At 77.4% G+C, this 6,263-nt stretch carries 6 protein-coding genes and 1 pseudogene; 2 read left to right on the top strand and 5 right to left on the bottom strand.

The features are described 5' to 3' along the window. The 3 genes and pseudogenes from ABD54_RS24755 to ABD54_RS24745 all read right to left on the bottom strand — a co-directional run. A pseudogene (locus tag ABD54_RS24755) lies at positions 1–240 on the bottom strand (hypothetical protein); the annotation flags it as partial. A gap of 40 nt (positions 241–280) precedes the next feature. After that, a complete protein-coding gene (locus ABD54_RS24750; RefSeq protein ID WP_047871952.1) occupies positions 281–964 on the bottom strand; it encodes a hypothetical protein in 684 nt (227 codons plus the stop codon). Beyond that, positions 961–2,859, bottom strand: a complete 1,899-nt coding sequence (locus tag ABD54_RS24745; RefSeq protein WP_235432185.1) for a hypothetical protein — start codon at positions 2,857–2,859, stop codon at positions 961–963. The genes ABD54_RS24750 and ABD54_RS24745 overlap by 4 nt, the downstream gene beginning before the upstream one ends. 266 nt (positions 2,860–3,125) lie before the next feature. On the opposite strand from ABD54_RS24745, the gene ABD54_RS24740 reads away from it, so the two are divergent. Next, positions 3,126–3,305 (top strand): hypothetical protein, encoded by a 180-nt coding sequence (locus ABD54_RS24740; RefSeq protein ID WP_047871948.1) that lies wholly within the window; start codon positions 3,126–3,128, stop codon positions 3,303–3,305. Between the two features lie 106 nt (positions 3,306–3,411). On the opposite strand, the gene ABD54_RS24735 is transcribed toward ABD54_RS24740, so the two are convergent. Continuing rightward, complete coding sequence (locus ABD54_RS24735) at positions 3,412–4,353, bottom strand: CRISPR system precrRNA processing endoribonuclease RAMP protein Cas6 (RefSeq protein ID WP_200904192.1); 942 nt, start codon at positions 4,351–4,353, stop codon at positions 3,412–3,414. A gap of 113 nt (positions 4,354–4,466) precedes the next feature. Then, the gene (locus tag ABD54_RS24730) at positions 4,467–5,006 is read right to left on the bottom strand and encodes a DUF1697 domain-containing protein (protein ID WP_047871947.1); all 540 of its coding nucleotides are present in this window, start codon (positions 5,004–5,006) and stop codon (positions 4,467–4,469) included. Positions 5,007–5,235: 229 nt separating this feature from the next. On the opposite strand from ABD54_RS24730, the gene ABD54_RS24725 reads away from it, so the two are divergent. Beyond that, the gene (locus tag ABD54_RS24725; RefSeq protein WP_047871946.1) at positions 5,236–6,252 is read left to right on the top strand and encodes a hypothetical protein; all 1,017 of its coding nucleotides are present in this window, start codon (positions 5,236–5,238) and stop codon (positions 6,250–6,252) included. Positions 6,253–6,263: the final 11 nt, after the last annotated feature.

The following is a 6,263-nucleotide window of genomic DNA, read 5'->3' as shown; positions in this document are numbered from 1 at the left end:
CCGCTCCAGAAAGGGGTGGGCGGGGGCGAAGCGGACCTGTTCGCCGCGGACCACCCAGTCGTGGAGTTCGCGGTCGAGGCCGGCGCGCCGCAGCGCGGCGGCGAGCATCCCGCGCTGGGCGCGACCGCTGACGGAGTGCTCGGAGTCCACGCGCAGCGGATCGAAGGAGGTGCGCACGGCGAGGGTGTCGGTCAGGACGTAGCGCAGCGGAAGGTAGCCGCTCACCGCGAGCCCGCTCACGTGCCCGCCTCCGTGAGCGCCGTGCCGGGGGAACGGAGTCTCATGGGGGTGTACCTTCCCGTTCCCGGCCGCCGCTCACCGGCGCGGCCAGGCTCAGGGTCACCTCGTGCGGGTCGCTGCCACCGGCTCCGGCCAGGCGCACGTCCACCCGGCCCCGGCCGCGCGTGCCCCGGGACCCGATACGGGTGGTGGCGAGGCAGGCGCGGGCCAGCAGCCGCCAGTGCTCCTCCCCCGGCGGGGAGGCCCAGGTCAGCGCGGCGGTGAGGGTCAGGCCCGGCAGGAGTGCGCGGTGCGTGCGCAGGCGGCCCGGCTCGGGAGCACCGTCCGGGCCCACCGCGATGCCCGACTCCAGGGTCGTGTAGGCGTCGGTGACCGCGCGGCGCAGAGTGGAGCGCAGCGGTTCGGCCCGACCGGCGAGCGCACGGGCGACCGCGGCGCGCACTCCGTCGTCCAGGACGGCGTGTCCCACCCGCAGCATCCGGTCCGCGCCGTGCGAACCCCCGCGGCCGAAGACCTCGTCGCAGACCCCGGCCAGGCCGGGCGCCACCGCCAGTGCGCTGACCGCGCCGGCGCGCAGCCGCGCGGCGAGGCGGTGGCGGGGCAGGTGGGGCAGGCCGTGTTCGTCGGTGACCACGTCGGTGTCCGCGCCCGTGCCGTCCGCGCTGGCGCCGACGAACAGCGCGGGGGAGGCCAGGTACACGGTGACGCGGTCCGGGCGGCTCACCGGAACGCGCCCCGCGGACGGGCCGCCCATGCGGGCGGGCCCTGGCTCCCCGCCCGCCTCTGGGAGCGGTGGGGGGCGAGGGCCGCCGCCAGCCCGGGGTCCAGGTGCAGGTCCATCACCTCGACCGCGTCGAGCAGGCCGCCGGGCGTCCAGTCGCGGGGCAGGTCGACGGGCCCGCCCGTCACGTGGGCGCGGCGGGCGAGTTCGTGCGACGGATCGGCGCCCGACTCCAGCAGGGGGACCAGCGAGGAGACCAGCCAGCCCCGCTGGCGGGTGCCCCCGTCGGCGAGGAGGCTGCCCGGGGCGGTCGCGGACAGGTACCGGTCCAGGAAGCTGGCGAACCCGGTTCCGGTCAGGGGCTGGGCGGTGCGCTGCACGGGCGCCCGGCGGGCCCGGTCCAGGTGGCGCAGGACCCGTCCGACGCCGTCGGAACGGGTCGTCCAGGCCACGGCGTGCTCGTCGCCCGCTCCGGGGTCGGCCTCGGCGGCCTGGAGACGGTGTTGTTTGGCGCGGCGGCACATCGCCTCGCACAGGTCGTAGCCCAGCGAAAGCGGGGCGCCCACCGGCTGCACGGCCACGCCCACCCCGACCGTGGGCACGAACGTGGTGTGCGCCGCGCCTCCCGGCGCGACCACGGTGCGCCCGCCGCCGGGGCGGCCGCCGTGGGCCTCGGCCAGCGCGCGGTGCAGGCCGACCCGGGGGTCGCGGTCGTCGCCGACGCGCCCGGGGTCGGCGTCCAGCCAGTCGAGGGCGTAGCGCACCAGGCTGAGGGCGAGCCGGGCGTCGCACAGCACGGTCAGGTCGTCTCCGGCGACCACGACGGGGCGGACCGGGAGGGACACGGGCCCGGGCGGCTCGTGGTGCAGGGTGATCGGCGCGGCGGCGCCGGACCCCGGGATGAGGGGGCGCCGGCCGGGTCCGGCGTGGACGGTGGCCGCCACCGCGCGCACCAGGACGCGGGCCAGCCCCTCGGTGAGTCCGGCGATGCGGGTGGACAGGCGGCGCTGGGCGAAGGCGCCCGAACCAGGCACCGCCGGGTCGCCCGCGCGTTCGCGGTACTCGCCCAGGAGCGCGCCCAGACCGTTGACGTCGATGTGAACGACCGCGACGCGGCTGAGGCCGCCGTGGTCGCGGCCCAGGCGGTCCACCTCCATCGGCAGCGTCAGGGCCGGGGCTCCGGAGGCGGTGACGGCGTCGGCGAGCCAGTCGCGGCTGTGGGCGCGGTGCCAGCGGCGGCCGATCCCCCGGGCCCGGGCGACGTCGGCGGCCACCCTCTCGCGCACGTCGGGGTGGTCGTCCTGGGCGCGGCTGCTGTCCACCGACTCGGCGGGGCCGCCGCTGACCGAGCACACGGCGGTGATCCCGTACCCGTGGGCGGGGGTGTGCAGGGCCGACATGTGTCGGCGCGCTTCCCGCAGCCGCGCCGGGAGCAGGGCCAGCGCCTCGTCCACCCCGGCGGCCGCCGCCGTGTCGGCGTCCGGCGCGCGGTCGGCCCCCGGGGCACCGGGACCGTAGGCCACGTGCGCCACCACGGGGGTCAGGTCCCCGGCACGGTCGCGCAGCCTGCGGGTGTAGCGGGCGGTGAACCCGCGCGCCGAGGCCGCGTCCGGGAAGACCGCGGTGAGCGCCCCTCCGGCGTCGCGCAGCACCACGCAGTCCGGCGGCACGAGGTCGGCGATCCCGTGTTCGGCGTCGGAGGTGTCGGTCAGCTCCGCGACGAGGGCGGCACGCCCCACCGCGTCCAGGATGCGCCGACCGCTGTAGACGTAGGCCTGGATGCCGCGCAGGTCGACACCGACCACCACACCGCTGGACGGCGTTCCGCCCGGGCGCGTCGGAGCACCGGGGGGCCGGTGCTGCTCGGGGGCGAAGGTCACCGTGTCGGGCTCCTCCATCGGCGGGACGTGCGGGAACGCGGCGCCGCCGTGCGACGCCTGCTGACCTCTCTCGGACGGTGCCGCACGACGCACCGGATACCAAGCGATACCAGTACGGGTCCGCGGGGCCGTGCCCCGCCCCGGCACGAAGCGCCCGCTCCGGGGACAGCGCGCCGTCCGGCCCGGGACCGGGGCATCCTCCCGCGCGTCCTTCCGCCCGGGCGCGCGGCGCTGTCCGAGAGAGCTGGGTGCACGCACACCGCCCCGGCACGGAAGGTTCCCCGATGACCCCGCACACGTCCGAGACGACTGCGCCTCCGGGGCGCGACGCGTCCGTTCCCGCCGCCGCGAGCGGCGCACCCCTCACCCCCCAGGACCTCGTGCCGCATCTGCGCGGCCTGGCCCGCGACCTGCGCGACCGGGGAGCGGACCGGGCCGGGCGGGAGCGCGCCCCCTCACCGTGAGCGCACGCCGTCGGCTCCCGCCCCGTGGACGGGGGCGGGAGCCGACGGCCTGACCCGGCGCCGGTACGGCCGCCGGCCCCGACCAGCGGGGGTGCTCCTGCGGACGTCAGTCGAACAGGGCGCCCCCGAACTCCTCCTCGGCGACGGTGTGCGCCCGGGTCTCACCGACGCGCCGCGGGGCGCGCCTGGGCACCCGGTGCGGGGTCCGCCGGGGGCGCTGGGCGGGCACCCGGGCGGACGGCTGGTCGCTGGTCACCGTGTCCACCCGCACGGAGCCGAAGCCCTGGGCGGTGTACTTGCCCGCTCCGGTCAGCTCCAGCAGTTCCAGGAGGGTGGCGAAGGCGTCGGCGTGGCGGCGCTCCCCCCCGGCCAGGTCCAGCCGCAGCCCGCCGTGCCAGCCCAGCACGGTGCGGTTGTCGGCGTGCTGGTGCTCGGTCAGCCGCACCTCCTCTCCGGGCAGGGGCTCGCGGCGCACCCGGGCCAGCCCGCCGAACACCAGTTCCAGCCAGGGCTCGGCCAGGGCGGACGGCGCGAACCGGGCCACCGCGCCCACGGCCCCGCTGCCGCCGACGATCCCGCCGCCCGAACGGTGCACCGCGCCGAAGAGGCGCCGCGGGGTGGGCCAGATGTGCGGGATGCGCTCACCAGCGGCGTCGCGCGTGGTCATGACCACGGGAGTGCGGCTGCGCACCTCGGCCGAACGGACCGCGGACGGGCCGCGCGGCTCGGTGAGCATCTGACCGTAGGTCCGGTCGAACGTGCGGGTGACCGAGAGGGGCACCAGCAGGTGGTCGCCGATCCGCTGGGGGTCGCCGACCAGCTCCTCCGGTGCGAGCGGGGGCGGGACGTCGTCGTCCAGCCAGGTGAGCGTCCAGTGGTGCAGACGGTCGCCCAGGGGTGAGGGCCACCCGTTCATGGCCCACCGCTTGGCGGCCGCGTGCTCCTCCGGGGACTGGGGCCACCAGCGGTTGAGCAGTCCGTGGCAGTCCTCGGGACGGATCGGCCGCGCCGTGTCCGCCAGATCTCGCAGGATCACGGTCCACCGCATCGGCACGGGCACCACCCCTTCACTCGGTCGCGGCGGCGGGCACACGCCGCCGAGGACTCCTCTCGGACAGTGCCGGGGACCCGGGCGGCGGCGCGGTCCCCGGACCTGCGGCTTCAGCCCTCGACCATCTCCAGCAGGCGCAGCACCGTGCGCCAGTTGCGGCCCGTCACCGTCCCGTCGACGTGCCGGGCCACGAGGTCGGGGAGTCTGGCGTGTCTGAGCCCCAGTTCGTGGCGGGTGTAGACCTGCTCGCCCACCACGGCCAGGCGCTCGCGCGGGTGGGCGGACGGGTCGAGCGCGGCCAGTCCGGCGGCGTCCACGGCGCCGGAGCAGAAGAGGACGAGGAACTTGGCGGGGTCGGGGACGGTGAGGGGGTTGGCCTCCACCGCGGCGCGCAACTGCCCGGCGGTGCGCACCACGGTCGGCACGTCGAGCCCGAGTTCCGCGTCGACGGCCTCCCGCACCCGCCGGGCCACGGCGTCGGGTCGCGTCCCCTCGGCGCCGAACACCGCGTTGCCGCTCCGGAGGTGGGTGGCCACGTCGCCGTAGCCGAGCCCGGCGAGCAGGGAGCGCAGGTCGGCCATGGCGACGCGGCGGTGCGCGCCGAGGTTGATTCCGCGCAGCAGCGCGACGTACCTGGTCATGCCCGCCATTGTGCCGAGACGGCGACGGTGCGCACAAGTGTTCGATAACGTTTGTGGGCGATCCGTGGTGACGCGTCCGACGACCGGCCGCCGCACCGGGGAGCCGACGCGCGGGCCCTCGGCCTTCCCGACCGGTCCGCGGGCCCCGCGGGCGCCGCGGGTGCGTACGCTGGCACGCGTAGGCGCGGCTCCCTGGCCGCCGCGCAGACGTGAACCGCACCACGACCCCGGAGACGCCGTGCCGCGCCTGAGCCACACCTTCGACATCACCGCAGTGGACAGGGAGGTGGTCGAGCGCATCGTCGCCGCCCTGCACGAGGTCGCGCGCAGCTGCCGTTTCGACGGCCGGGGCTGGCTGCTGACCCCCGACGCGCCGACCCGGGCCCGTCTGGACCGGCGGGCCGACGAACTCGGGCTGCTCGACGGCGAGGAGGCCGATCGGTTGCGCGAGGATCAGCGGCGCGCAGCCGAGGAACTGCGAGGGGGCGGCGCCGGCGCACCGGCCGAGGCCGACGAGCTCGCCGTGGCCGCCAGCGAACCCTCCCTCCAGTTGCAGCGGGGGCGCCACCTCGCCCCCCGCAGCCACTACCTCATCGCCGAGCTGTCCCCCGAGGGCGTCCCCGTGGACCCCGCCGACGACGAGGAGAAGGGCTGGAGCGGCACGGGCGTGACCCTCACCTCCTGGGACGAGGCGGGCACCACCTCGGCCGAGTTCGCGATGCCCGACACCGTCGGCACGCAGGAGGCCCCCGTGACGTGGGGGACCGTCACCCACGACGCCGCCGCCGGACTGCTCACCTGGAACGCGCGGGTGCGGCTACCCGGGCGCGGCGCCTGGCTGCGGTCGGCCGAGGGCACCCTGGAGGTGGACACGGGCGCCTGGTACGAGGCCCTCGCGCGGGGCCGGGACACCCCTCCCGCCCGGGTGCGGGCCACGCACTCCCTGGCCCGGGTCAGCGCCTGGCTGTCCCCTTCGGTCTCCGCCGACGGCCGCTGGTCGGTGGAGGCCGTGCTCGACGTGCGCGGCCGGGGCGTGTTCCGCCCGTTGGTGGCCGCGGCCTTCTGGGCGGCCACCGCCTCCTTCCGCCGGGAGGACCGGCGCACGGCCCGTCAGGGAGGCGGCGAGCCGACCACGCGGGAGCGCCTTGACCAGACCGCCCGCGCCTGGGACCGCGTCGCCCGCAACGCGCCCCGAATCCCGGAGCTGCTGCACGAGGTGGCCCGGGCCATGTCCGAGGCGCCCGCCAGGGACTGACTCCCCCGCCC

It is taken from the genome of Nocardiopsis sp. RV163 (assembly GCF_001029525.1).
Classification (GTDB): Bacteria; Actinomycetota; Actinomycetes; order Streptosporangiales; family Streptosporangiaceae; genus Nocardiopsis; species Nocardiopsis dassonvillei.
This window is presented reverse-complemented; position numbering and strand designations above follow the sequence as displayed.